Origin of the sequence: Streptomyces sp. NPDC006385 (assembly GCF_040612485.1) — a bacterium.
Lineage (GTDB): Bacteria > Actinomycetota > Actinomycetes > Streptomycetales > Streptomycetaceae > Streptomyces.
Window position 1 is genome coordinate 132,956 of record NZ_JBEXQG010000014.1, and the last position, 22,498, is coordinate 155,453.

General features: G+C 71.7%; 18 protein-coding genes and 1 riboswitch. Of the genes, 7 read left to right on the forward strand and 11 right to left on the reverse strand.

Annotation, left to right across the window (positions count from 1 at the left end; all coding sequences use genetic code 11):
* Position 1 precedes the first annotated feature (1 nt).
* A complete protein-coding gene (locus tag ABZ078_RS14190) occupies positions 2 to 175 on the forward strand; it encodes a hypothetical protein (protein WP_356574979.1) in 174 nt (57 codons plus the stop codon).
* A 77-nt stretch (positions 176 to 252) separates the two neighbouring features.
* Here the strand turns inward: ABZ078_RS14190 and ABZ078_RS14195 are convergent, their stop codons facing one another.
* Positions 253 to 1,068 carry an inositol monophosphatase family protein gene (locus ABZ078_RS14195; protein ID WP_356574981.1) on the reverse strand — a complete coding sequence of 272 codons (816 nt, stop codon included), beginning with the start codon at positions 1,066 to 1,068 and terminating at the stop codon, positions 253 to 255.
* An 8-nt stretch (positions 1,069 to 1,076) separates the two neighbouring features.
* Positions 1,077 to 2,204: a ferrochelatase gene (locus ABZ078_RS14200; RefSeq protein ID WP_356574983.1), complete on the reverse strand. Its 1,128-nt coding sequence runs from the start codon at positions 2,202 to 2,204 to the stop codon at positions 1,077 to 1,079.
* A gap of 195 nt (positions 2,205 to 2,399) precedes the next feature.
* Between ABZ078_RS14200 and ABZ078_RS14205 the strand changes: the two genes are divergently transcribed.
* The 3 genes from ABZ078_RS14205 to sepH all read left to right on the forward strand — a co-directional run bounded on the left by ABZ078_RS14205 (position 2,400) and on the right by sepH (position 6,382).
* Complete coding sequence (locus ABZ078_RS14205; protein WP_356574985.1) at positions 2,400 to 3,638, forward strand: MFS transporter; 1,239 nt, start codon at positions 2,400 to 2,402, stop codon at positions 3,636 to 3,638.
* Positions 3,598 to 4,926: a D-arabinono-1,4-lactone oxidase gene (locus ABZ078_RS14210; RefSeq protein ID WP_356574987.1), complete on the forward strand. Its 1,329-nt coding sequence runs from the start codon at positions 3,598 to 3,600 to the stop codon at positions 4,924 to 4,926. Before ABZ078_RS14205 ends, ABZ078_RS14210 begins: the two co-directional genes overlap by 41 nt.
* A 424-nt stretch (positions 4,927 to 5,350) precedes the next feature.
* A complete protein-coding gene (sepH, locus tag ABZ078_RS14215; protein WP_356574989.1) occupies positions 5,351 to 6,382 on the forward strand; it encodes a septation protein SepH in 1,032 nt (343 codons plus the stop codon).
* 127 nt (positions 6,383 to 6,509) lie between these two features.
* Here sepH and ABZ078_RS14220 read toward each other — a convergent pair whose 3' ends face one another.
* Positions 6,510 to 7,361 (reverse strand): sulfurtransferase, encoded by an 852-nt coding sequence (locus ABZ078_RS14220; protein ID WP_356574991.1) that lies wholly within the window; start codon positions 7,359 to 7,361, stop codon positions 6,510 to 6,512.
* Positions 7,362 to 7,659: 298 nt separating this feature from the next.
* On the opposite strand from ABZ078_RS14220, the gene ABZ078_RS14225 reads away from it, so the two are divergent.
* Complete coding sequence (locus ABZ078_RS14225; protein ID WP_356574992.1) at positions 7,660 to 8,463, forward strand: VOC family protein; 804 nt, start codon at positions 7,660 to 7,662, stop codon at positions 8,461 to 8,463.
* 52 nt (positions 8,464 to 8,515) lie between these two features.
* Here the strand turns inward: ABZ078_RS14225 and ABZ078_RS14230 are convergent, their stop codons facing one another.
* The 4 genes from ABZ078_RS14230 to ABZ078_RS14245 form a co-directional block, all read right to left on the reverse strand.
* Positions 8,516 to 9,163 carry a thymidine kinase gene (locus ABZ078_RS14230; protein WP_356574994.1) on the reverse strand — a complete coding sequence of 216 codons (648 nt, stop codon included), beginning with the start codon at positions 9,161 to 9,163 and terminating at the stop codon, positions 8,516 to 8,518.
* Positions 9,164 to 9,208: 45 nt separating this feature from the next.
* On the reverse strand, positions 9,209 to 10,402 hold the full coding sequence (locus ABZ078_RS14235; RefSeq protein ID WP_356574996.1) for a nucleotide pyrophosphatase/phosphodiesterase family protein: 1,194 nt from the start codon (positions 10,400 to 10,402) through the stop codon (positions 9,209 to 9,211).
* Positions 10,402 to 10,998, reverse strand: a complete 597-nt coding sequence (locus ABZ078_RS14240; protein ID WP_356575014.1) for a DUF5998 family protein — start codon at positions 10,996 to 10,998, stop codon at positions 10,402 to 10,404. The genes ABZ078_RS14235 and ABZ078_RS14240 overlap by 1 nt, the downstream gene beginning before the upstream one ends.
* A 63-nt stretch (positions 10,999 to 11,061) precedes the next feature.
* A complete protein-coding gene (locus ABZ078_RS14245) occupies positions 11,062 to 13,905 on the reverse strand; it encodes a GNAT family N-acetyltransferase (RefSeq protein WP_356574998.1) in 2,844 nt (947 codons plus the stop codon).
* Positions 13,906 to 14,084: 179 nt separating this feature from the next.
* Between ABZ078_RS14245 and ABZ078_RS14250 the strand changes: the two genes are divergently transcribed.
* Positions 14,085 to 14,366 (forward strand): HPr family phosphocarrier protein, encoded by a 282-nt coding sequence (locus ABZ078_RS14250; RefSeq protein ID WP_019755624.1) that lies wholly within the window; start codon positions 14,085 to 14,087, stop codon positions 14,364 to 14,366.
* A 189-nt stretch (positions 14,367 to 14,555) separates the two neighbouring features.
* On the opposite strand, the gene ABZ078_RS14255 is transcribed toward ABZ078_RS14250, so the two are convergent.
* From ABZ078_RS14255 to ABZ078_RS14270, 4 genes are all read right to left on the reverse strand, one after another.
* Entirely contained in the window at positions 14,556 to 15,251 is a 696-nt protein-coding gene (locus ABZ078_RS14255; protein ID WP_356575000.1) for a GntR family transcriptional regulator, read from the reverse strand.
* A 188-nt stretch (positions 15,252 to 15,439) separates the two neighbouring features.
* Positions 15,440 to 16,225: a M23 family metallopeptidase gene (locus ABZ078_RS14260; protein ID WP_356575002.1), complete on the reverse strand. Its 786-nt coding sequence runs from the start codon at positions 16,223 to 16,225 to the stop codon at positions 15,440 to 15,442.
* Between the two features lie 12 nt (positions 16,226 to 16,237).
* Positions 16,238 to 16,402, reverse strand: a riboswitch (cyclic di-AMP (ydaO/yuaA leader).
* A gap of 247 nt (positions 16,403 to 16,649) precedes the next feature.
* Entirely contained in the window at positions 16,650 to 18,038 is a 1,389-nt protein-coding gene (locus ABZ078_RS14265) for a pitrilysin family protein (RefSeq protein ID WP_356575004.1), read from the reverse strand.
* Positions 18,035 to 19,417, reverse strand: a complete 1,383-nt coding sequence (locus ABZ078_RS14270; RefSeq protein WP_356575006.1) for a pitrilysin family protein — start codon at positions 19,415 to 19,417, stop codon at positions 18,035 to 18,037. The genes ABZ078_RS14265 and ABZ078_RS14270 overlap by 4 nt, the downstream gene beginning before the upstream one ends.
* A 524-nt stretch (positions 19,418 to 19,941) precedes the next feature.
* On the opposite strand from ABZ078_RS14270, the gene ABZ078_RS14275 reads away from it, so the two are divergent.
* Positions 19,942 to 22,398, forward strand: a complete 2,457-nt coding sequence (locus ABZ078_RS14275; RefSeq protein ID WP_356575008.1) for a DNA topoisomerase IV subunit A — start codon at positions 19,942 to 19,944, stop codon at positions 22,396 to 22,398.
* Positions 22,399 to 22,498: the final 100 nt, after the last annotated feature.

Sequence of the window (22,498 nt, forward strand, 5' to 3'; positions counted from 1 at the left end):
CATGGACGCATTCACCGCAGGACTTCTGCAGCGCATAAAGGCGACCGAGTCCGACCTGACGCGGGCGCGTGACGAGGGCGACGACTTCCTCGTCGAGGTCGAGCAGGGCGAGCTCGACGACCTGCGCCGCCTCGCCGCCGAGCACGGTGTGGAAGTCGGCGCGTTCAGCGTCTGACCAGCACGAAAGCGGGCCCCGGTGAATCCAGCACCGGGGCCTCGCTGCGTGGTGGGGGGCGGACGGCCGCGAGTGGGTCAGTCGTGCCAGGCCCCGAAGTCCTCCAGGAGCTGCTGGAGGGGCTCGAAGACGCCCGGCGTCGCCGCCACCGCAAGTTCGCCTGACGGCCGTTCTCCGGGCCGCCCACCCGTCAGGGCACCCGCTTCCCGCGCGATGAGGTCTCCCGCGGCGAGGTCCCAGGCGTGGAGCCCCCGCTCGTAGTAACCGTCGAGCCGTCCCGCCGCCAAATCGCACAGGTCGATCGCGGCCGAGCCGCCCCTACGGATGTCGCGCAGGAGGGGGATCAGCCGCTGGGCGATGTCGGCCTGGTGGGTGCGGACCTCGGTGACGTAGTTGAAGCCGGTCGAGACCAGGGCCTGGTCCAGTGGAGCGGCCGGCCGGCAGCGCAGCCTGCGCTCCCCGGCCCACGCTCCCCTGGCCCACGCGCCCCGTCCGCGGACCGCGTGGAACGTCTCGCCCCGCATCGGGGCCGCCACCACCCCGACGAGCGTCTCCCCGTCCTGCTCGGCGGCGATGGAGACGGCCCAGGTGGGCAGCCCGTAGAGGTAGTTGACCGTGCCGTCCAGGGGGTCGATCACCCAACGGACGCCACTCGTGCCGTCCGTCGAGGCACCCTCCTCGCCGAGGAAGCCGTCGTCCGGGCGGTACTCGGAGATCAGGCCGGTGATCAGCTTCTCCGCCGCGATGTCCATCTCGGTGACCACGTCGATCGGGCTCGACTTGGTCGCGGCGACCGCGAGGTCGGCCGGGCGGCCGTCCCGCAGCAGCTCGCCCGCGCGACGGGCGGCCTCCTGGGCCAGGGCGAGCAGGTCCGAATGCTGGGCGTCGGTCACGTGGCTCCTCACGCGTAGGGGCTGTCGGCGCCCGCGGCGGCGGGCCTGGGCGCACGGGACGGGCAGCAGCCCACCGGGCAGAGGTGGTGGCTCGCACCGAGCCCGCCGAGGACACACGGCGTGACCTCTTCCGCCCGCTCCACGGCGGCGCGTTCCAGGACGAGGTCGCGGATCGCGGCGGCGAAGCGCGGATCGTCGCCGACGGTGGCCGAGCGGCGCATCGGCAGGCCCAGCTCCTCGGCCTTGGCCTTGGCCTCCGTGTCGAGGTCGTAGAGGACCTCCATGTGGTCGGAGACGAAGCCGATGGGCGAGATGACGACCGCCGGGGCCCCGGCCGCGTGCCGCTCCTGAAGGTGGTCGCAGATGTCGGGCTCCAGCCATGGGATGTGCGGGGCGCCGGAGCGGGACTGGTAGACGAGCTGCCAGGGGTGGTCGACGCCGGTGCGCTCGCGGACGGCGTCGGCGATCAGCCGCGCGACGTCCAGGTGCTGCTTGACGTACGCCCCGCCGTCGCCGTGGTCCTCGACGGGGCCCGAGGTGTCGGCGGCGGCGGTCGGGATCGAGTGGGTCGAGAAGGCGATGTGGGCGCCGTCGCGGACGTCCTCGGGGAGATCGGCGAGGGAGGCGAGCACGCCGTCGATCATCGGCTCGAGGAAGCCGGGGTGGTTGAAGTAGTGCCGCAGCTTGTCGACCTCGGGGAGTTCGAGGCCCTCGGCCTCCAGCGCCGCGAGCGAGTCGGCGAGGTTCTCGCGGTACTGGCGGCAGCCCGAGTACGAGGCGTACGCGCTGGTGGCGAAGACGAGAACGCGGCGGCGGCCGTCGGCGACCATCTCGCGCAGCGTGTCCGTCAGGTACGGCGCCCAGTTGCGGTTGCCCCAGTAGATCGGCAGATCCAGGCCGTGCTCGGCGAAGTCCTTGCGGAGGGCGTCCAGCAGGGCGCGGTTCTGGTCGTTGATGGGGCTGACACCGCCGAACAGGAAGTAGTGCTCACCGACTTCCTTGAGGCGCTCTTTGGGGATGCCCCGCCCGCGGGTGACGTTCTCCAGGAACGGGATCACGTCGTCCGGGCCCTCGGGGCCGCCGAAGGAGAGCAGGAGCAGGGCGTCGTAGGGGCTGGCATCGTGCGCGTCTGGCATGGGTCGATCCTGTCATCCGGTACTGACAGCCGGGAAACGGTGGGGTGACCACCCGGGTTCCCGGCTCGTCCGACCAGGTGCGTTAGGGTCACCTAACTCGTAAGCTGTATCGGCCATCCACATGCCTTACCGCGCGTCGCAAGCCACCCCGAGCCGCCGCAGTCCCCCGCTGCTCCCGCCTGACCGGAGACTCCAGTGCCCAGCCCCTACCGCGCCCTGTTCGCCGCCCCCGGCAGCAAGGCATTCTCCGCCGCGGGCTTCCTCGGCCGGATGCCGCTGTCGATGATGGGCATCGGCGTGGTGACGATGATCTCCCAGCTGACCGGGCGCTACGGCCTCGCCGGCGCCCTGTCGGCCACCATCGCGCTCGCCGCGGCGGTGGCGGGTCCCCAGGTGTCACGGCTGGTCGACCAGTACGGGCAGCGGCGGGTGCTGCGTCCGGCGACGCTGATCTCGCTCGTGGGCGCGGCCGCGCTGCTGTTCGCCGCGCACTACGGGTGGCCGGACTGGGTGTTGTTCGCGGCCTGTGTCGGCATCGGCTGCGTGCCGAGCGTCGGGGCGATGACCCGCGCCCGCTGGGCCGCGCTGTACCGGGGGACGCCTCAGCTGCACACCGCGTACTCCTTCGAGTCCGTGGTCGACGAGATCTGTTTCATCTTCGGGCCGATCATCTCCATCGGCCTGTCCACGGCGTGGTTCCCGGAGGCGGGGCCGCTGCTCGCCGGCTGCTTCCTCGCGGTCGGTGTCTTCTGGCTGACCGCGCAGCGGGCCACCGAGCCCGCGCCGCATCCGAGCGAGCACAAGGGCGGCAGCTCGGCCCTGCGCTCCCCGGGGCTGCAGGTCCTGGTGGCCACGTTCGTGGCGACCGGAGCGATCTTCGGGGCCGTAGACGTGGTCACCGTGGCCTTCGCGGACGAGCAGGGGCACAAGGGCGCCGCGAGCGTGGTCCTCGCGCTGTACGCGACGGGTTCCTGCGCGGCGGGGCTCGTCTTCGGGCTGCTGCGCTTCAAGGGGGCGCCCGAACCTCGCTGGCTGCTGGGCATATGCGCCATGGCCGTGAGTATGATCCCCCTCCTACTGGTCGGGAACCTGCCGTTTCTGGCCGTGGCGCTGTTCGTCTCGGGCATGGCTGTCGCTCCCACGATGATCACCACCATGTCCCTGATCGAAGAGCACGTACCACGCGCGCAACTGACCGAGGGCATGACCTGGGTGAGCACCGGGCTCGCGGTCGGGGTCGCGCTCGGCTCCTCCATGGCCGGCTGGGTGATCGACGCGGCCGGTGCGGAGGCCGGGTACGGGGTTCCGGCGGTGGCCGGGGCCGTCGCGGTCGCGGTCGGTTTCCTGGGGTACCGCCGGCTCAGCAGGCCGGCTCCGCGTCGGGGAGGCACCGTTGAGCAGCACAGCGAGCGGCAGGAACGGAACGTGGCGTAACTGGGGCGGCAATGTCGCCGCCCGCCCCGCGCGGGAGGTCACTCCGGCCTCTGTGGACGAGCTGTCCGCGGCGGTACGCCGGGCCGCCGAGGACGGCCTGAGAGTGAAGGCGGTCGGCGCCGGACACTCCTTCACGTCCATCGCCGCGACCGACGGTGTGTTGATCCGCCCTCAACTCTTGACCGGAATACGCACCATCGACCGGGACGCCATGACGGTCACGGTCGAGGCCGGCACCCCGCTCAAGAGGCTCAACATGGCCCTGGCGCGCGAGGGCCTGTCGCTGACGAACATGGGCGACATCATGGAGCAGACGGTCTCCGGCGCCACCAGTACGGGCACCCACGGCACGGGCCGCGAGTCGGCCTCGATCGCCGCCCAGATCAAGGCGCTGGAGCTGGTGACGGCAGACGGCTCGGTACTCACCTGCTCCGAGAAGGGGACCGATGAAGAACGCGCGGTCTTCGCGGCCGCTCGGATCGGCCTCGGCGCGCTGGGCATCGTCACCGCGATCACCTTCGCCGTGGAGCCCCTCTTCCTGCTCAGCGCGCGCGAGGAGCCGATGCCGTTCGACAAGGTCCTGGCGGACTTCGACGAACTCTGGGCCGAGAACGAGCACTTCGAGTTCTACTGGTTCCCGCACACCGGCAACACCAACACCAAGCGCAACAACCGCAGCGCGGGCCCGGAGAGGCCGGTGCCGCAGCTCCAGGGCTGGATCGAGGACGAGTTCCTCTCCAACGGCGTCTTCCAGGTGGCCCAGTGGGTGGGCCGCGCGGTGCCCGCCACGATCCCCGCGATCGCCCAGATCTCCAGCAAGGCCCTGTCCGCCCGGACCTACACCGACATCCCCTACAAGGTCTTCACATCACCGCGCCGGGTGCGTTTCGTGGAGATGGAGTACGCCGTCCCGCGCGAGGCCGTGGTCGAGACGCTGCGCGAACTGAAGGCGATGGTCGACCGCTCCGGCCTCCGGGTCAGCTTCCCCGTCGAGGTGCGTACCGCGCCGGCCGACGACATCACGCTCTCCACCGCCTCGGGCCGCGACAGCGCCTACATCGCCGTGCACATGGTCAAAGGCACCCCGTATCAGCGCTACTTCACCGCCGCCGAGCGCATCTTCACCGCGCACGAGGGGCGGCCGCACTGGGGCAAGGTGCACACCCGGGACGCCGAGTACCTCGCCCAGGTGTACCCGCGCTTCGGCGAGTTCACGGAACTGCGGGACCGGCTGGACCCCGACCGCCGGTTCCAGAACGACTACCTGCGCAGGGTGTTGGGGACGTAGCCGACGCGACGTACAGGCGAAATCCATTAGTTCCGTTTCTGCGGATTGCGTGAAGTACGCCACGTTCAAGATCCTGGAACCGCTCAACCGGCGGCCGAGTCGCGCTTCTTGCCGGAAGTCGGGCGGCGTGCCAATCCACGCACGTGGCCCAAATGGAGTACTGTTGCGAGCCCTGGGTCCGGTCTCCCGCCAGGGCGTCCGTGGCCTTCAAGGACCGCCGGGAGGGGGCTAGTTGCACAGGGTGACGGAGTTGGTCACTTAGCGTTGCGAATAGGTAACCGTGCCATAACGGCGATCCAGGGCCCGTGCCCGACACGCCGGGCAACTCGGCAAGGTTGTGGCAGGCTGCACCCGGGCAGGCCACACTCGACTAGCGGAAGCAGCGACGCACGTGACGTCGGCAGGCACCACCCGGGAGGTCCCCATGCCCGAACTGCGTGTCGTGGCCGTCTCGAATGACGGCACACGGCTGGTGCTCAAGGCTGCCGACTCTACGGAGTACACGCTTCCGATCGACGAACGCCTGCGCGCCGCCGTGCGCGGCGACCGTCCCCGTCTCGGCCAGATCGAGATCGAGGTGGAGAGCCATCTCCGCCCCCGTGACATCCAGGCGCGTATACGCGCTGGTGCGACCGCGGAAGAGGTCGCCCAACTCGCCGGCATCCCCGTCGACCGCGTGCGCCGCTTCGAGGGCCCCGTCCTCGCCGAGCGCGCGTTCATGGCCGAGCGGGCCCGCAAGACCCCCGTCCGCAGGCCCGGCGAGAACGCCGCCGGACCGCAGCTCGGGGAGGCCGTCCAGGAGCGGCTGCTGCTGCGCGGCGCCGACAAGGACACCGTCCAGTGGGACTCCTGGCGCCGTGACGACGGCACCTGGGAAGTGCTGCTGGTCTACACGGTGGCGGGCGAACCGCACTCGGCGAGCTGGACCTACGACCCGCCCCGGCGGCTCGTCCAGGCCGTCGACGACGAGGCGCGCTCGCTGATCGGCGAGTCCGACGACCTCGCGGCGCCGGAGCCCAGCTTCCCGTTCGTGCCGCGGATCGCCCGGCTCCCGCGCGAGCGTTCGCTGGACCGCGCCCTCGACCGGCCGAGCCTGCCGGCACAGGCCTCCGAACCGGCCGAGGAGACCACGGAGGAAAGGGACTCGCTGACCAGCCTGCTGGAGGCGGTGCCCAGCTTCCGCGGCGACCTGGTGGTACCGGAACGCCCGACGGAACCGGACACGGAGGAACCCGCCGACGAACCTGCCGCGGAGGAGCCTCCCGCCCCCGCCGCATCGGCCGGCTCCGCCTACGCGGACGTTCTGATGCCCCGCTCCGTCGGCAGCCACCGCGACCGCCTCATCGGCGCCACGGACCGCCAGGCCGAAGCGGACGGCGTCCGCCCCGGCCGCCGGGCCGCCGTCCCGAGCTGGGACGAGATCGTGTTCGGGACGCGCCGCAAGAAGCAGGAGTAAGTCGGTCGTACGGCTGTTGACGCGGCCGTACGAGGACGAGGGCCACGCCGACCGCAGCGTGGCCCTCGTGCTGTGCGAGAGGGGCGCCCATCGAGGTCCGCGCCCCCTTCGTCAGCCCAACGCCGCCCTACTGCGGATCCGGCCCCACCGCCACCGGCCGCGAGGGGTCCGACGACCACTCCGACCACGAACCGACGTACAGCTCCGCCGGAATGCCCGCGACCGCCAGTGCCAGCACCTCATGGGCTGCGGAGACTCCCGAGCCGCAGTACACGCCGACCTCCGCGCCCTCGGACACCCCCAGCGCCTCGAAGCGCGCCGCGAGGTCCTCGGCGGGCAGGAAGCGGCCGTCCGCCGTCACGTTCTCGTTGGTGGGCGCGGACACGGCGCCCGGGATGTGGCCGCCGACCGGATCGATCGGCTCGACCTCGCCGCGGTAGCGCTCCCCAGCCCGTGCGTCCAGCAGCACTCCGGCCCGGGCCAGCGCCGCGGCACCGTCGGCGTCGAGCAGCCCCGTGGCCCCGGGCGCCGGCTCGAAGTCCCCCTCCGCAGGGGTCGGTACGGACGTCTCCAGCGGCCCTTCCCAGGCCGGCAGTCCGCCGTCGAGGACCCGCACGTTCGGGTGACCCGTCCAGCGCAGCAGCCACCACGCCCGGGCCGCTCCCCAGCCCTGCCCGCCGTCGTACACGACGACCGGCATCCGGGACGACACGCCCGCCCGCCGCATCGCCACGCCGAATTCGGCCAAGTCCGGCAACGGGTGGCGGCCACGCGAACCGGGCGCGGCGGCCAGCTCCCGGTCGAGGTCGACGTAGACCGCGCCGGGGATGTGCCCGGCCTCGTACGCCGCACGGCCGTCGAACGGCGGCTCACCGGACGCCTTGCCCAGGCTGAGCTGCCAGCGGACGTCGAGCAACACCGGCGGGTTCCCGCCCGTCAGTTCGCTCGCGAGTTCGGATGCGGAGATGATGGCGTTCATGGCCACCATCCTTGCGCACGGGGTGGCCGCATCGCCCGGCTCCGGTTACTCTGCCCGCCGGACAGGCCCGATCACCAGGCGTACGGGATCAGGCACATGCTGTACAGACGATCGACATCCGTGGGCAATCGCACGGAAACCGGCGGTAAATCGCACACCGGGCACCCTCCGGGCGCCGGCCGTCGTGCGGCGGCGCGCCCGCAGCGCGCGCGGCCGCGGGTGGTGCGAGCATCGGCACGGGGGTCGGGACAGCGGAGACGACACGGCACCCACGAGGGGGCCGAGGAGAGAGTGACGGATGACCGAAGCACGGGGGTCGGCCGGCCCGAACGGCGCGACGCACGCCCGGCACGCGCCCGGCACGCCCTGCCGGGTGAGTCTGATGGTGCACGGGCTGGCCGCGACCGAGGAGTTCTACGGAGCGCTGTTCGGCTGGGAGTTCGAGCCCGGCCCCCGCCAACTCGGCCCCTATGTGCGGGCCCTGCTGAACGGCCGTGAGGTGGCCGGCATCGGCCAGCTACCGCCCGACCGTCACCTTCCCATCGCGTGGACGCCCTATCTCGCCTCGAACGACGCGGACCTGACCGCCGAGACGGTACGGCTGTGCGGCGGCACCGTCGGGGTGGGTCCGCTGGACGCCGCAGAGGCCGGCCGACTGGCGATCTGCTCCGACCCCTCCGGCGCCGTCTTCGGCATCTGGCAGGCGGCGGCCCACCACGGCACGGCGATCACGGGCGTGCCGGGCACCCCCGCCTGGAACGAGCTGCTGACCTTCGAGACCGTGAACGTCGCCAAGTTCTACCAGAGCGTGTTCGCCTACGAGGAGGAGCCGGAGGTCTGCGCCGACTCCGACCACGTCACCCTGCGCATCGACGGCCGCCCGGTCGCCGACATCCACGGCGTCGGCAACGCCCTGCCCCGCGACCGGGGCCCGCACTGGATGACGTACTTCGACGTCGCCGACACGGACGAGACGCTGGCCCGGATCGTCGAGCTCGGCGGCCATGTGCTCCGGCCGGCCGAGGACAGCGCCCATGGGCGCGTGGCAACGGTGTCGGACCCGGAGGGGGCCCGGTTCTCCCTGATCCAGACGCCGCGCTGACGGCGCCCGGTCCGAGCCGCCCTCGTGATCGGCTGCCGGACGCCTGCCCCGCTCAGACCGGCTGCACCGGCAGGACGTCGGGGGACAGCGCCGCCGCGCGGGCGCTGGCCGCCGTCATGCGGCGCCGGTGATGGCGGCGGCACAGCACCTCGTAGCCGACGGCGTCCGCCTGGTTCACATCGCCGACGACCACCTGGGCGCCCTCGACGACCATCTCGCCGCCTATCGTGCGGGCGTTGTGCGTGGCGCGGGCACCGCACCAGCACAGGGCCTCGACCTGCAGCACCTCGACCCGGTCGGCGAGTTCCACCAGGCGCTGGGAGCCGGGGAACAGCTTGCTGCGGAAGTCGGTCGTGATGCCGAAGGCGTAGACGTCCAGGCCCAGGTCGTCGACCACGCGCGCGAGTTGGTCGATCTGGTCCGGGGCGAGGAACTGGGCCTCGTCGGCGATGACGTAGTCCGCGCGGCCGCCCTGGGAGAGGTGGTCGACGAGGTACCCGTACAGGTCCGTCCCGTCCTCGACCTCGACCGCGTCCGTGACCAGGCCGAGCCGCGAGGACAGCTTGCCCTCGCCGGCGCGGTCGTCACGCGTGAAGATCATGCCCTGCAAGCCACGCGCCGAACGGTTGTGCTCGATCTGGAGAGCCAGCGTCGACTTCCCGCAGTCCATCGTTCCGGAGAAGAACACCAGCTCGGGCATGTCGAGTTGAGCACCTTTCGGCGGCGAGGAGGACTGAAGGAGGTGTCAGGAGCGTACTTCGAGCAGCGGGACCAACTGCTCGGCGGGGGTCATCGAACCGTGGTTGCCGACCATGGCCGACTCATTCGGCTCTCGCTCGGACGCGATGATCAGGACGTCGTCGCGCGCGGCCGCGACCACGTCCCCGATGCGGTCGTACACCCGTTCGTCGATCTGCGGCCCGAACCAGCCCGCCGCGACCGCCTCGTCCCGGGAGGCCACCCAGAACTGCTCGCCGAGCACCTCGCGCCAGCAGGTCAGGACGTCCTGCGCGGCGCCCGGCACCGCGTAGACGTGCCGCGCCCGGCCCTCGCCGCCGAGCAGGGCGACACCGGCGCGCAGCTCCCAGTCCTCGTCGAAGTCGATGCGGTGGTCTTCGTCGAAGGGCACGTCGATCATGCCGTGGTCGGCGGTGACGTAGAGCGCGCTGCGCGGCGGCAGTTGCTCGGCCAGGCGCTGGACGAGCCGGTCGACGTACATGAGCTGGCCGCGCCAGGTGTCCGAGTCGACGCCGAAGCGGTGGCCGGCGCCGTCCAGCTCGGCGTAGTAGGTGTACACCAAGGAACGGTCGCCCGCGGCCAGTTGCTCGGCCGCGAGGTCCATGCGTTCCTCACCGGTCAGCCGTCCGAGGAACGTTCCGCCGCTGAGCGCGACCTTGGTCAGCGGGGTGTTCTCGAAGGCGGGTGACGACACCTGGGCCGCGTGCACGCCCGCCCGATGTGCCAGCTCGAACACCGTGGGATACGGCTGCCAGACGCGCGGCGACGTCCACGGGTTCCAGCGCAGCTGGTTCATCAGCTCGCCGGTCTCGGGGTTGCGCACCGTGTAGCCGGGCAGGCCGTGCGCGCCCGGCGGCAGGCCCGTGCCGACCGAGGCGAGGGAGGTCGCGGTGGTCGCCGGGTAGCCGGCGGTGATCGGGCGCCCGGTGCCGCCGCGCGAGCTGCTCAGCAGCGAGGTCATGAACGGCGCGTCCTCGGGGTGCGCCCTGAGCTGCTGCCAGCCGAGGCCGTCGATGAGGAACACGCAGTTCCGGTCGGCGGCGGTCAGCTCCGGGATGGCGGCGGTCATGTTCGGTACGGCCATGCCCGCGGCCAGCGTGGGCAGCAGATCGGCGAGCGAGCCGCTGCCGTACTCGGGGAGCGGCGCGGACTCGACGGCGAGGGGCTCCGGATGCGGATCCCAGGCGGTGGACTGTGCCATCAGCGGGTGAGGTCCGCGGTCGCCTCGGAGAGCGCCTGGGCGAAGGCGAGCGCCTGGCGCACCGTCTCCGGGCCGTCACCGGCCTCGCTGACGCGCAGGCTGAGGTCGTCCGCCGTCGAACTGCCCGTGTAGCCGTGGTCGGCCTCGCAGTTGGGGTCGCCGCAGGCGGCGGGCTCCAGGTCGATGCGAGAGACGGCGCCCCAGCCGATGGTCAGCACGACCTCGCGGGGCAGGGTGCCCGGGGTGTACTGCTCGGGGTTGGCGACCACGCGGCTGACGACGACCGACGAGATCCGGTCGAGCTTCACGGACTCCGTGGACGTCGTGGCGTACGGCGTCGGGGAGGTGGTGTCGGCGGCCTGCTCGTCGGTGTGGCTGACGATGAAGCGGTTGCCGGTGAGGACGAGCACGGTCACGTGCCGCCGCACCTCGTTCTGGTCGAACGTCGTCTCCTGATGGACCAGGAACGACCGGATGGGCTCGCCGCCCACGGCGGCCTCCACCGCCTCGGCCACGAGGGCCGGGTAGTAGCCGCTGCGTTCGATCGCCGCACGCAGCCCCTGGGTCGTCGTACTGGTCTTGGCCATGACGTCCATCCTACGGGGGCGCACTGACTGCGAGGCACCGCTCACGGCAGTCCCTGTGCCGACTGTGCCGACTCAGTACACGGGGAGTGTCCGCGGGCCGAGATCGTCGCGGGCGGGGGGCGGGGCGAGGCGTACGGAGGCGCCGAGCACGCTCAGGCCGTGCGTGGCGACGACGACCGGTTCCAGGGTGACCGCGACGACCTCGGGATGGTCGTCGACGAGCCGCGAGACCCGCAGCAGCAGCTCCTCCAGGGCAGGGGTGTCGACGGGTGCGGAGCCGCGCCAGCCGAAGAGGAGCGGTGCGGTCCGGATCGAGCGGACGATCGAGGTCGCCTCGCGGTCGGTGACCGGGATCAGCCGGTGCGCCATGTCCCCGAGCAACTGCGAGGGGGCTCCGGCGAGCCCGAAGGACAGCACGGCACCGGCGGCCGGGTCGATCACGGCCCGTACGACGGTGTCGACGCCGCGCGGTGCCATCCGCTGCACGACCGGCCGCAGCTCCTCCGGCTTTCCGAACAGCGCGGTCAACTCGGCGTACGCCCGCCGCAGTTGCTCCTCGTCGGCGAGATCGAGCCGTACGCCGCCCAGGTCGGCGCGGTGCCGCAGGTGCGGGGCCGTGGCCTTGAGGGCGACGGGGTAGCCGAGGGCGCGGGCCGCGTCGGCGGCGGCTTCGGGGGTGGGCGCGTGCAGGGCGCGGTGCACATGGACGCCGTACTTCCCGAGCAGGTCACACGTCTCGTCGGTGCCGAGCGTGAGCCCCTGCCCGCGCGCGAGCAGCCCGTCGATCAGCCGGGCGGCCCCCTTCTCGTCGATGTCCTCGTACTCGGGCACCTTCCCGGGGTCGGCCGCCTCGCGGCGCCACTGGGAGTACTTGACGACTTCGGCGAGCGCCCGGACGGCACGCTCGGCGGCGGGGTAGGCGGGGATGAGGCGGGGGGTCTCGGAGGTGTCCGACTTGTCGGGCGGCGTCTCGGCCAGGAAGTCCAGGGGGCGGAAGGGGTGGGTCCGGCCTGTGGCGCCGGGTGCCGTCGTGCCCGCCTGTGGTGCGGTGCTGGCCGCCGCCGACAGTGCCTCCGCGAGTCCTCCGAGCTCCACGTGCACCACCAGCACCGGCTTGCCCGGCACCCGCTCGGCCGCCGACCTCAGCGCCTCCGCCAGCTCCGCGTCTCCGGGTGAGACCTCCCCGATGGCCGGAATCGCCGTCACCACCACCGCGTCGCAGGTGTCGTCCGCCAAGGCGCGCGCCAAGGCCGCCCGGAAGTCCTCCGCCGACGCCCCCGTCGTCAGATCCAGCGGCGGCAACGGCCGCAGCCCCTCGGACAGGCACGCGTCGTACGTCAGCAGCCCCAGCGACTCGGAGTTCCCCAGGATCGCCACCCGCGGCCCGGCCGGCAGTGGCTGCCGGGCGAGCAGCAGCCCCGCGTCCACCAGCTCGGTGATCGTGTCCACCCGGATCACGCCGGCCTGCCGCAGCAGCGCGGACACCGTGGCGTGCGGCAACCGCGTGGCCCGCACCGCGTGCCCCTGCGGCGCCGCGCCGCCGTGCCGCGCGCCCTGCACCACGACCAACGGCTTGGCAGCCGCCGTACGCCGGGCGAGGCGGGTGAACTTGCGTGGGTTGCCGATGGACTCCAGGTACATCAGGACGACGTCGGTGTCCGGGTCGTCGTACCAGTACTGGAGGACGTCGTTGCCGGACACGTCGGCCCGGTTGCCGGACGAGACGAAGGTCGACACGCCTGTGACGCCGGTGACCCCGCCGCCGCGTCGGTACAGCCGGGACAGCAGCGCGATCCCGATGGCACCGGACTGAGCGAACAGCCCGATCCGGCCCGGGCGGGGCATCTCGGGGGCCAGCGAGGCGTTCAGCCGTACGTCGGCCGAGGTGTTGATGATCCCGAAGGCGTTCGGGCCGATGATGCGCATGCCGTACGCGCGCGCGTGCCGGACGAGTGCGCGCTGGCGCTCGCGCCCGTCGGGCCCGCTCTCGGCGTACCCGGCGGAGACCACGACCAGCCCCTGCACGCCGTGCTCACCGCACTCGGTGACCACCTCGGGGACGTACTCGGCGGGCACGGCGACCACGGCGAGGTCGACCGGCCCGTCGATGTCCCGCACGGAGCGGTGGGCCGGCACCCCGTCGAGTTCCTTGAGGTCCTCCGGGAACGCCTTGTTCACGGCATACAGCCGCCCCGTGTACCCGGCGTCCTTGATATTGCCCAGGACGCTGCGGCCCACCCCGCCGGGCGTGCGGCCGGTGCCGATGACGGCGACGGAGCCGGGCACCAGCAGCCGCTGCACGGACCGCGCCTCGGCGCGCTGCTCGCGCGCGTACTGCACGGCGAGCGAGCGGTCCGTCGGCTCCAGGTCGAACTCCAGGCGTACGACGCCGTCCTCGAAGCTGCGCTTCTGGGTGTAGCCGGCGTCCGTGAACACCTTGATCATCTTGGTGTTGGCGGGCAGCACCTCCGCGGCGAACCGGCGGATCCCGCGCTCGCGCGCGACGGCGCCGATGTGCTCCAGCAGGGCGGAGGCGACGCCGCGCCCCTGGTGGGCGTCCTGGACCAGGAAGGCGACCTCGGCCTCGTCGGCGGGTGCCGACGCGGGCATTCCGTCGGCGCCGATCCGGTCGTAGCGTACGGTTGCGATGAACTCGCCGCCCACCGTGGCCGCGAGTCCCACCCGGTCCACAAAGTCGTGGTGCGTGAAGCGGTGGACGTCCTTGGCGGACAGTCGCGGGTAGGGCGCGAAGAAGCGGTAGTACTTCGACTCGTCCGACACCTGCTCGTAGAAGCTGACCAGGCGCTCGGCGTCATCAACGGTGATGGGGCGGATGCGCGCGGTGCCGCCGTCGCGCAGCACCACGTCGGCTTCCCAGTGGGCGGGGTACTCGTGCCGGTCCGACGAGGTCTGCATGGGCCCCAGAGTACGGCTCGCGTATGACAACGGCGCGAGGCAGTCTGTGGAGGACGTACGTCGGGTCGAGGCCGCGACCCGACGGTCACCGAAGGAGGGGCGTTCCGTCCCCTCCCGACGTGCTTCACGCGTGTGGGAAACTGGTCTAGACAACCCTGAACACCGAAGGGCAGCAACACATGGCTGAGCGCCGCGTCAACGTCGGCTGGGCCGAGGGCCTTCACGCCCGCCCCGCCTCCATCTTCGTCCGAGCCGCCACGGCCACAGGCGTCCCGGTGACGATCGCCAAGGCCGACGGCAACCCCGTCAACGCGGCCTCCATGCTGGCCGTTCTGGGCCTGGGCGCCCAGGGCGGCGAGGAGATCGTCCTCGCCTCCGACGCCGAGGGTGCGGACGCCGCCCTCGACCGTCTGGCGAAGCTGGTCTCCGAGGGCCTTGAGGAGCTTCCCGAGACGGTCTGAACGACCTGAGCGGGTCTTCGCAGCAAGCGGTGAAGCCGCGTCCGCCTTTCCGGCGGGCGCGGCTTCGCTGTTTCAGGGCAGGCGCCGCGTTTTCCAGGCGGGCACTTGAGAGAATTAATGGCACACCCGGAAAAGGGCAGCGGAAATTCCGCACCCCCGAATATCCCCCCTTTGTATACGGCGCTCCTGTTAATGTCGCAGACTCGGCATGTTTACGGGATGTTGCGAATTCCTCACACGCTCCCCGCGATCACCACCGGGACCGAACCGCAGCCGGTGCGCGGAGATGGCGCGCTCGGTGTGCAGCGCCGTGATCGACCGGGCGCGCTCGCCGTCACCGCGCGCCACGGCGTCCACGATCGCGCCGTGCTCGGTCCAGGACTCCACGGGATCGACCGGCGGCTCCACGGCGTACATCCAGGCGATCTTGTGGCGCAGCTGGGTCAGCGTCGAGGTCAGGGCGGGGCTGCCGGATGCCTGGGCCAGCGTCTCGTGGAACCAGCCGCCCAGGGAGCGCAGATCCTCGCTGTTCCCTCTCCTGGCCCGCTCCTGGCCAAGCCTGACCAGGCCGCGCAGCACCTTGAGATGGGCCTCGGTGCGCCGCTGGGCGGCCCGCGAGGCGCCGAGCGGCTCCAGCAGGGTGCGCATCTCCAGCAGGTCGGCGGCCTCCTGCTCGGTCGGTTCGGCGACGCACGCGCCCGCGTGCCGCCGGGTCACCACGAATCCCTCCGCCTCCAGGGTGCGCAGCGCCTCCCGCACGGGGACGCGGGAGACGCCGTAGCGGCGTGCGAGGAGTTCCTCGGTGAGCCGGCTGCCGCGCTCGTGGACACCGGCGACGATGTCGTCCCGGATCGCGGTGCATACCGAGTGCGCCGGAATACGCATGACCGACCTCCGCCTTAATCCCCGTGAAACGTCGACGAATGACGTGTGCTGAGTGACTCTATTGCAACCGGCCGGAATTTCCGACGGCGGGCCGGAATCCATGGATATTTTTTGGACAGCCGATCGTCACGGAAACGCCGAAAGCCCCGGCTCGGTGAGCCGGGGCTTCGGGGAGCGCGGTGGGACCGTCAGATGTCGACGCCGTGCGAGCGCAGGTAGGCGACGGGATCGATGTCGGATCCGTACTCCGCCGTGGTGCGGGCCTCGAAGTGCAGGTGCGGTCCGGTGACGTTGCCGGTGGCGCCGGACACGCCTATCTGCTGGCCCGGCGTGACCGTCTGCCCCACCGAGACCCCGATGGACGACAGGTGCCCGTACTGCGTGTACGTACCGTCGTTCATCTTGATCACGATGTTGTTGCCGTACGCCCCGCCCCAGCCGGCCTCCACGACCGTGCCGGAGCCGACCGCGTGCACGGGGGTGCCGCTGGCGGCGTGGAAGTCGACGCCGGTGTGGCTGCCGGAGGACCAGACGGCGCCGCCGGACTTGTAGCCGGTGGAGACGTACGAGCCGGAGATCGGGGCGACGTAGGACAGCAGGCGCTTGCGCTCGGCCTCGCGGGCGGCACGCTCCTTGGCCTCGCGCTCCTCCTTGGCCTTCTCCGCCGCCTTCTTGCGGGCGGCCTCCTCGGCCGCCTTCTTCGCGGCGGCGGCCTCCCTGGCCGCCTGCTCCTGCGCGTCGGCCTGGGCGTCGATCTGCTCGACGATCGAGTTGTCGACGGTGATGGCGGGGATGAGGCCGGTCTGCTCCGCGGCCGGTTCGGCCGCGAGCGCGGGGGCGGCCAGGGTGCCCATGACGCCGGTGGCGGTGAGTGCGGCGACGCCGGCCGCACGGGCGGTGGTGCGCTCGAACCGGCTGGGCCGACGGTGCTTGCCGGTGGGGCGGTTCTTCCCGGTGGCGCAGGTGAACGCCATGTAGTGGCTGGTCCTTTCCTTCCCTCTCGCCTACCGGGTTAGCTGACGGGTTCGGAGCAGGAAGGTCTCCTACGGATGCCCTCGCGGCTCGCGCGGGCGTCCGATTCACCCCAGGGACGTGAGTGGGTCCCCGGCTCCCCTGGCTCGCGCCGTACGGGGACTCGGCGATGGCTGTCCGGTGCCGCGGGTGCGGCGCACTGCCTGACGGACAGCCCGGAAGACGCTAAGCGGGACAACTTTCCATCCCCAAACCGATCGTGGCTTTTGTAGCGCATCCCACAGGGCAGACAGGCAACCTCTCCCGCAATTCGGGCATAAGGGGGCCCTGGTGACTGTGTCGTCACCAGGGCCCCCTACGCGCGCGGCCGCTGCCCGGCGCCGTTCCCGTCCTCTGCTCGACCTCTCCTCGGCCTCTGCTCGGCCTCTACTCGGCTGCCACGACGGTGACTTCGCCGATACCGAGGGCCTCGACCGGCTCCCGGATCTGCGCCGCGTCTCCCACGAGGATCGTCACCAGACGGTCCACCGGGAAGGCGCTCACGGCCGCGGCGGTGGCCTCGACGGTGCCGGTCGCGGCGAGCTGCCGGTACAGCGTCGCCTGGTAGTCGTCGGGCAGGTTCTGCTCGACCTGGTCGGCCAGCGTGCTCGCCACGGCGGCGGCGGTCTCGTACTTCAGCGGCGCCACCCCGACGAGGTTCTGCACGGCGAAGTCCCGCTCGGCGTCGGTGAGCCCCTCGGCGGCGACCCCGCGCAGGACCTTCCACAGGTCGTCCAGCGCCGGACCGGTGTTCGGGGTGTCGACGGAGCCGCTGATGGCGAGCATCGCCGCGCCCGTGCCGTCCGGGGCCGAGCGCAGGACTTGCGCGAAGGCGCGCACGCCGTAGGTGTAGCCCTTCTCCTCGCGCAGGACCTTGTCCAGGCGGGAGGTGAGGGTGCCGCCCAGGCAGTACGTGCCGAGCACCTGCGCCGGCCACACGCGGTCGTGCCGGTCGGGGCCGAGGCGGCCGATCAGCAGCTGGGTCTGGACCGCCCCGGGGCGGTCCACGATGACGACGCGGCCGGTGTCGTCGGCGGTCACCGCCGGGACGGGCCGGGTCTCGGCCGTGGAGCCGGTCCAGGCGCCGAGGGTGTCGCCGAGCAGGGCGTCGAGGTCGACGCCGGTGAGGTCGCCGACGACCACGGCGGTGGAGGTGGCGGGGCGCACGTGCCGCTCGTAGAAGGCGCGTACGGCCGAGGAGTCGATGCCGGCGACCGTGTCCTCGGTGCCCTGGCGCGGACGGGACATGCGCGAGGTCGCCGGGAACAGCTCCTTGGAGAGCTCCTTGGCGGCACGGCGCGAGGGGTTGGCCAGCTCGTGCGGGATCTCGTCGAGCCGGTTGCGGACCAGGCGCTCGACCTCGGCGTCGGCGAACGCGGGCGCCCGGAGCGCGTCGGCGAGCAGCGCCAGCGCCTTGGGCAGACGGGAGACCGGCACTTCGAGGCTGACGCGGACGCCGGGGTGGTCGGCGTAGGCGTCGAGCGTGGCGCCACAGCGCTCCAGCTCGGCGGCGAACTCCTCGGCGGTGTGCTTGTCGGTGCCCTCGGAGAAGGCGCGCGCCATGATCGTGGCGATGCCGTCGAGGCCCTTCGGCTCGGCGTCCAGGGGCGTGTCCAGGAGCACCTCGACGGCGACGACCTGCTGGCCGGGGCGGTGGCAGCGCAGGACCGTCAGGCCGTTGTCCAGCTCACCGCGCTCGGGCGCCGGGAACGCCCAGGGCCGGGCCTCGCCGGCCTGGGGCTGCGGGTGGAACTCCATGCTGGCGAGCTCGGTCACTGCGCCGACTCCTCGTTCTCGTCGGTGGTCCCGGCGGGTGCGGTCCCGTCGGTGGCGGCGGCTTGAAGGTCCTCGGCCTCGCCGGCGACCGGCTCGTACACGAGCACGGCGCGGTTGTCCGGGCGCAGACGGGCCTTGGCGACCGCCTGGACCTCCTCGGCGGTGACGTCGAGGACGCGCTGCACGGCGGTGAACGCGAGCTGCGGGTCACCGAACAGGACGGCGTAGCGGCACAGTTCGTCGGCGCGGCCCGCGACCGTGCCGAGCCGGTCCAGCCACTCGCGCTCCAGCTGAGCCTGGGCGCGCTCCATCTCCTCGGCGGTGGGGCCCTCCGCGGCGAAGCGGGCGAGCTCCTCGTCGACGGCCGCCTCGATGACCGGCACCTCGACGTCACCGGAGGTCTTCACGTCCAGCCAGCCCAAGGAGGGTGCCCCGGCCAGGCGCAGCAGGCCGAACCCGGCCGCGACGGCCGTACGGTCGCGGCGTACGAGCCGGTTGTACAGGCGGGAGGACTCGCCGCCGCCGAGGACGGTGAGCGCCAGGTCGGCCGCGTCGCACTCGCGCGTGCCGTCGTGCGGGAGCCGGTAGGCGGCCATCATCGCGCGCGCCGGGACGTTCTCCTCGACGACCTCGCGCAGCTGCTCGCCGATGATGTCGGGCAGCGAGCCGTCGCGCGGCTCGGGCTTGCCGTCATGCGCCGGGATCGAGCCGAAGTACTTCTCGACCCAGGCGAGCGTCTGCTCCGGGTCGATGTCGCCGACGACGGTGAGGACGGCGTTGTTGGGCGCGTAGTAGGTGCGGAAGAACGCGCGGGCGTCCTCCAGGCTGGCCGCGTCCAGGTCGGCCATCGAGCCGATCGGCGTGTGGTGGTAGGGGTGTCCGTCCGGGTAGGTGAGGGCGGTCAGCTTCTCGAAGGCGGTGCCGTACGGGACGTTGTCGTAGCGCTGGCGGCGCTCGTTCTTGACGACGTCCCGCTGGTTGTCCAGGTTCTCCTGGTCGAGCGCCGTCAGGAGGCTGCCCATGCGGTCGGCCTCCAGCCACAGCGCGAGCTCCAGCTGGTGGGCGGGCATGGTCTCGAAGTAGTTGGTGCGCTCGAAGCTGGTGGTGCCGTTCGGCGAGCCGCCCGCGCCCTGGACGAGCTCGAAGTGGCCCGTGCCCTTCACGCTCGCCGAGCCCTGGAACATCAGGTGCTCGAAGAGGTGGGCGAGTCCGGTACGGCCCTTGACCTCGTGGCGGGAGCCGACGTCGTACCAGAGGCAGACCGCGGCGACCGGCGTGAGGTGGTCCTCGGAGAGCACCACGCGCAGGCCGTTGGCCAGGCGGTGCTCCGTCGCGGTGAGGCCGCCGGATTGTGCCTCCGGTGTGGCCGTGTGACCCATGGGCAAGGTGTCCTTCCGGTCGCGTGCACTGCAGTTGTGTCGAGCACTGCGTGCTCAGTTCCTGCCACTGTATGCAGCGTCCGAAGGGTCGGCGAAGTTCCCGGTCAGAACGATGTGTCCGGACGGTGGTGAAGACGAGCCGGGGTCGCCGCCCGGGCGGTGCTGCGGCACTGCTCGTCGGCGTGTGCCGTGAGTACGGCGGGCGGAGCCGCCGGCACGCTCCCGCGTGCTCGCGCCCCGGCACATCCGCGTCGACGATCGTCCGGAAGGAGATCACTCCGGCGAGTGAACGGTCTCGTGGCACGCGCTTGCCTTCGCGGAACCTCTCGCGGCGCGCGGGCGTTGGTGCCCGATCCGTCCCCTCGGTCGCGGACGAAAGGCGGCGTCGGCGACACTTCTCGGACACCGGGTGGGAGGCCGAGATTCGGGTCCTGGTCGGAGGTTGTCAGTGCCGCGGTCCACAATGGTCCGCGTCAGATCCCGTCACACGCTCGAGCGACCAGAAACCTAAGGAGCCGGCAGCGATGGCCCGCCGCAGCACGAAGACCCCACCGCCCGACGACTCGTACGAGGAGAAGATCCTCGACATCGACGTCGTCGACGAGATGCAGGGCTCCTTCCTCGAGTACGCGTACTCGGTCATCTACTCCCGCGCCCTGCCGGACGCCCGCGACGGCCTCAAGCCGGTGCACCGCCGCATCGTCTACCAGATGAACGAGATGGGCCTGCGCCCCGACCGCGGCTATGTGAAGTGCGCCCGCGTCGTCGGCGAGGTCATGGGTAAGTTGCATCCGCACGGTGACGCGTCGATCTACGACGCCCTGGTGCGCATGGCCCAGCCCTTCTCGATGCGGGTCCCGCTCGTCGACGGCCACGGCAACTTCGGTTCGCTGGGCAACGACGACCCGCCGGCCGCCATGCGATACACCGAGTGCCGGCAAGCCGCGGCGACGAGCCTGATGACCGAGTCGATCGACGAGGACACGGTCGACTTCGTCCCCAACTACGACGGTCAGGAGCGGGAGCCGGTCGCCCTGCCCGCCGCCTTCCCGAACCTCCTCGTCAACGGCGCCTCCGGCATCGCGGTCGGCATGGCCACGAACATGCCGCCCCACAACCTCGCCGAGGTCATCGCGGCCGCCCGTCACCTGATCCGCCACCCGAACGCGGATCTGGACACCCTGATGAAGCACGTCCCGGGCCCCGACCTGCCCACGGGCGGGCGGATCGTCGGCCTCTCCGGCATCCGGGACGCGTACGAGACGGGCCGCGGCACCTTCAAGATCCGCGCGACCGTGTCCGTCGAGGCGGTGACCGCCCGCCGCAAGGGCCTCGTCATCACGGAACTGCCCTTCGCGGTCGGCCCGGAGAAGGTGATCGCCAAGATCAAGGACCTGGTCGGCTCGAAGAAGCTCCAGGGCATCGCCGACGTCAAGGACCTCACCGACCGCGAGCACGGCCTGCGTCTGGTCATCGAGATCAAGAACGGCTTCGTGCCGGAAGCGGTCCTGGAGCAGCTGTACAAGCTGACGCCGATGGAGGAGTCCTTCGGTATCAACAACGTCGCGCTGGTCGACGGCCAGCCCCTCACCCTCGGCCTCAAGGAGCTCCTGGAGGTCTATCTCGACCACCGCTTCGAGGTCGTACGACGCCGCAGCGAGTTCCGCCGCAGCAAGCGGCGCGACCGCCTGCACCTCGTCGAGGGCCTGCTCACGGCGCTGCTGGACATCGACGAGGTCATCCGTCTGATCCGGTCCAGCGAGAACTCCGCGCAGGCCAAGGAGCGCCTGATGGAGCGCTTCTCGCTGAGCGAGGTCCAGACCCAGTACATCCTGGACACGCCGCTGCGCCGTCTCACCAAGTACGACCGCATCGAGCTGGAGTCGGAGAAGGACCGGCTGAACGAGGAGATCGCCGAGCTGACCCGGATCCTGGAGTCGGACGCGGAGCTGCGCAAGCTGGTCTCCGCCGAACTGGCTGCGGTGGCCAAGAAGTTCGGCACCGAGCGGCGTACGGTCCTGCTGGAGTCGGCGGGCACCTCGGTCGCCACCGTTCCGCTGCAGGTGGCGGACGACCCGTGCCGGGTGCTGCTGTCCTCGACGGGTCTGCTGGCCCGTACGGCCAACGGCGACCCGTTCGCGGAGGACGGCGAGGCCAGGCGCTCCAAGCACGACGTGATCGTCTCGGCGGTGCCGGCCACGGCCCGCGGCGAGGTGGGCGCGGTGACGTCCACGGGTCGGCTGCTGCGCATCAACGTCATCGATCTGCCGCAGCTGCCGGAGACGGCGTCGAGACCGAACCTCTCGGGCGGCGCGCCGCTGTCGGAGTTCGTGTCCCTGCAGGGCGACGAGACCGTGGTCTGCCTGATGACGCTCGACGAGTCCTCCCCTGGCCTGGCGCTGGGCACCGAGCAGGGCGTCGTCAAGCGTGTGGTGCCCGACTACCCGGCCAACAAGGACGAGTTGGAGGTCATCACTCTCAAGGAGGGCGACCGGATCGTCGGCGCGGTCGAGCTGCGCACCGGTGAGGAGGACCTGGTCTTCATCACGGACGACGCACAGCTGCTGCGTTACCAGGCCGCGCAGGTCCGCCCGCAGGGCCGGGCCGCCGGCGGCATGGCGGGCATCAAGCTCGCGGCGGGTGCGAAGGTCATCTCCTTCACGGCCGTCGACCCGGCGGACGACGCGGTCGTCTTCACGGTCGCGGGCTCGCGCGGCACGCTGGACGACTCCGTGCAGACGACCGCCAAGCTGACGCCGTTCGACCAGTACCCCCGCAAGGGCCGCGCCACGGGTGGCGTGCGCTGCCAGCGGTTCCTGAAGGGCGAGGACTGCCTGGCCCTGGCCTGGGCGGGAGCCGTCCCGGCACGGGCCGCGCAGAAGAACGGCTCCCCGGCCGAGCTGCCGGACATCGACCCGCGCCGCGACGGCTCCGGTGTGTCGCTGCCGAAGACGGTGGCGGTGGTGGCCGGGCCGGTCTAGGGCCGGTTGCGAAAGTGGCGTCGTCGCCCGAAGGGCGGCCGCGCGGCGTCCGGTGCGCTCTCTCGGCGTGCCGCCCGGAAGCCCTCGTACTGGGCGTACT

Excerpts from the sequence above, each read along its gene's own strand:
- ABZ078_RS14250 (WP_019755624.1), top strand. The coding sequence starts at position 14,085 with ATGGCTGAGCGCCGCGTCAACGTCGGCTGGGCCGAGGGCCTTCACGCC.
- ABZ078_RS14270 (WP_356575006.1), bottom strand. The coding sequence starts at position 19,417 with ATGGGTCACACGGCCACACCGGAGGCACAATCCGGCGGCCTCACCGCG.
- ABZ078_RS14255 (WP_356575000.1), bottom strand. The coding sequence starts at position 15,251 with ATGCGTATTCCGGCGCACTCGGTATGCACCGCGATCCGGGACGACATC.
- sepH (WP_356574989.1), top strand. The coding sequence starts at position 5,351 with ATGCCCGAACTGCGTGTCGTGGCCGTCTCGAATGACGGCACACGGCTG.
- ABZ078_RS14260 (WP_356575002.1), bottom strand. The coding sequence starts at position 16,225 with ATGGCGTTCACCTGCGCCACCGGGAAGAACCGCCCCACCGGCAAGCAC.
- ABZ078_RS14230 (WP_356574994.1), bottom strand. The coding sequence starts at position 9,163 with ATGCCCGAGCTGGTGTTCTTCTCCGGAACGATGGACTGCGGGAAGTCG.
- ABZ078_RS14245 (WP_356574998.1), bottom strand. The coding sequence starts at position 13,905 with ATGCAGACCTCGTCGGACCGGCACGAGTACCCCGCCCACTGGGAAGCC.
- ABZ078_RS14200 (WP_356574983.1), bottom strand. The coding sequence starts at position 2,204 with ATGCCAGACGCGCACGATGCCAGCCCCTACGACGCCCTGCTCCTGCTC.
- ABZ078_RS14225 (WP_356574992.1), top strand. The coding sequence starts at position 7,660 with ATGACCGAAGCACGGGGGTCGGCCGGCCCGAACGGCGCGACGCACGCC.
- ABZ078_RS14220 (WP_356574991.1), bottom strand. The coding sequence starts at position 7,361 with ATGAACGCCATCATCTCCGCATCCGAACTCGCGAGCGAACTGACGGGC.
- ABZ078_RS14275 (WP_356575008.1), top strand. The coding sequence starts at position 19,942 with ATGGCCCGCCGCAGCACGAAGACCCCACCGCCCGACGACTCGTACGAG.
- ABZ078_RS14190 (WP_356574979.1), top strand. The coding sequence starts at position 2 with ATGGACGCATTCACCGCAGGACTTCTGCAGCGCATAAAGGCGACCGAG.
- ABZ078_RS14240 (WP_356575014.1), bottom strand. The coding sequence starts at position 10,998 with ATGGACGTCATGGCCAAGACCAGTACGACGACCCAGGGGCTGCGTGCG.
- ABZ078_RS14235 (WP_356574996.1), bottom strand. The coding sequence starts at position 10,402 with ATGGCACAGTCCACCGCCTGGGATCCGCATCCGGAGCCCCTCGCCGTC.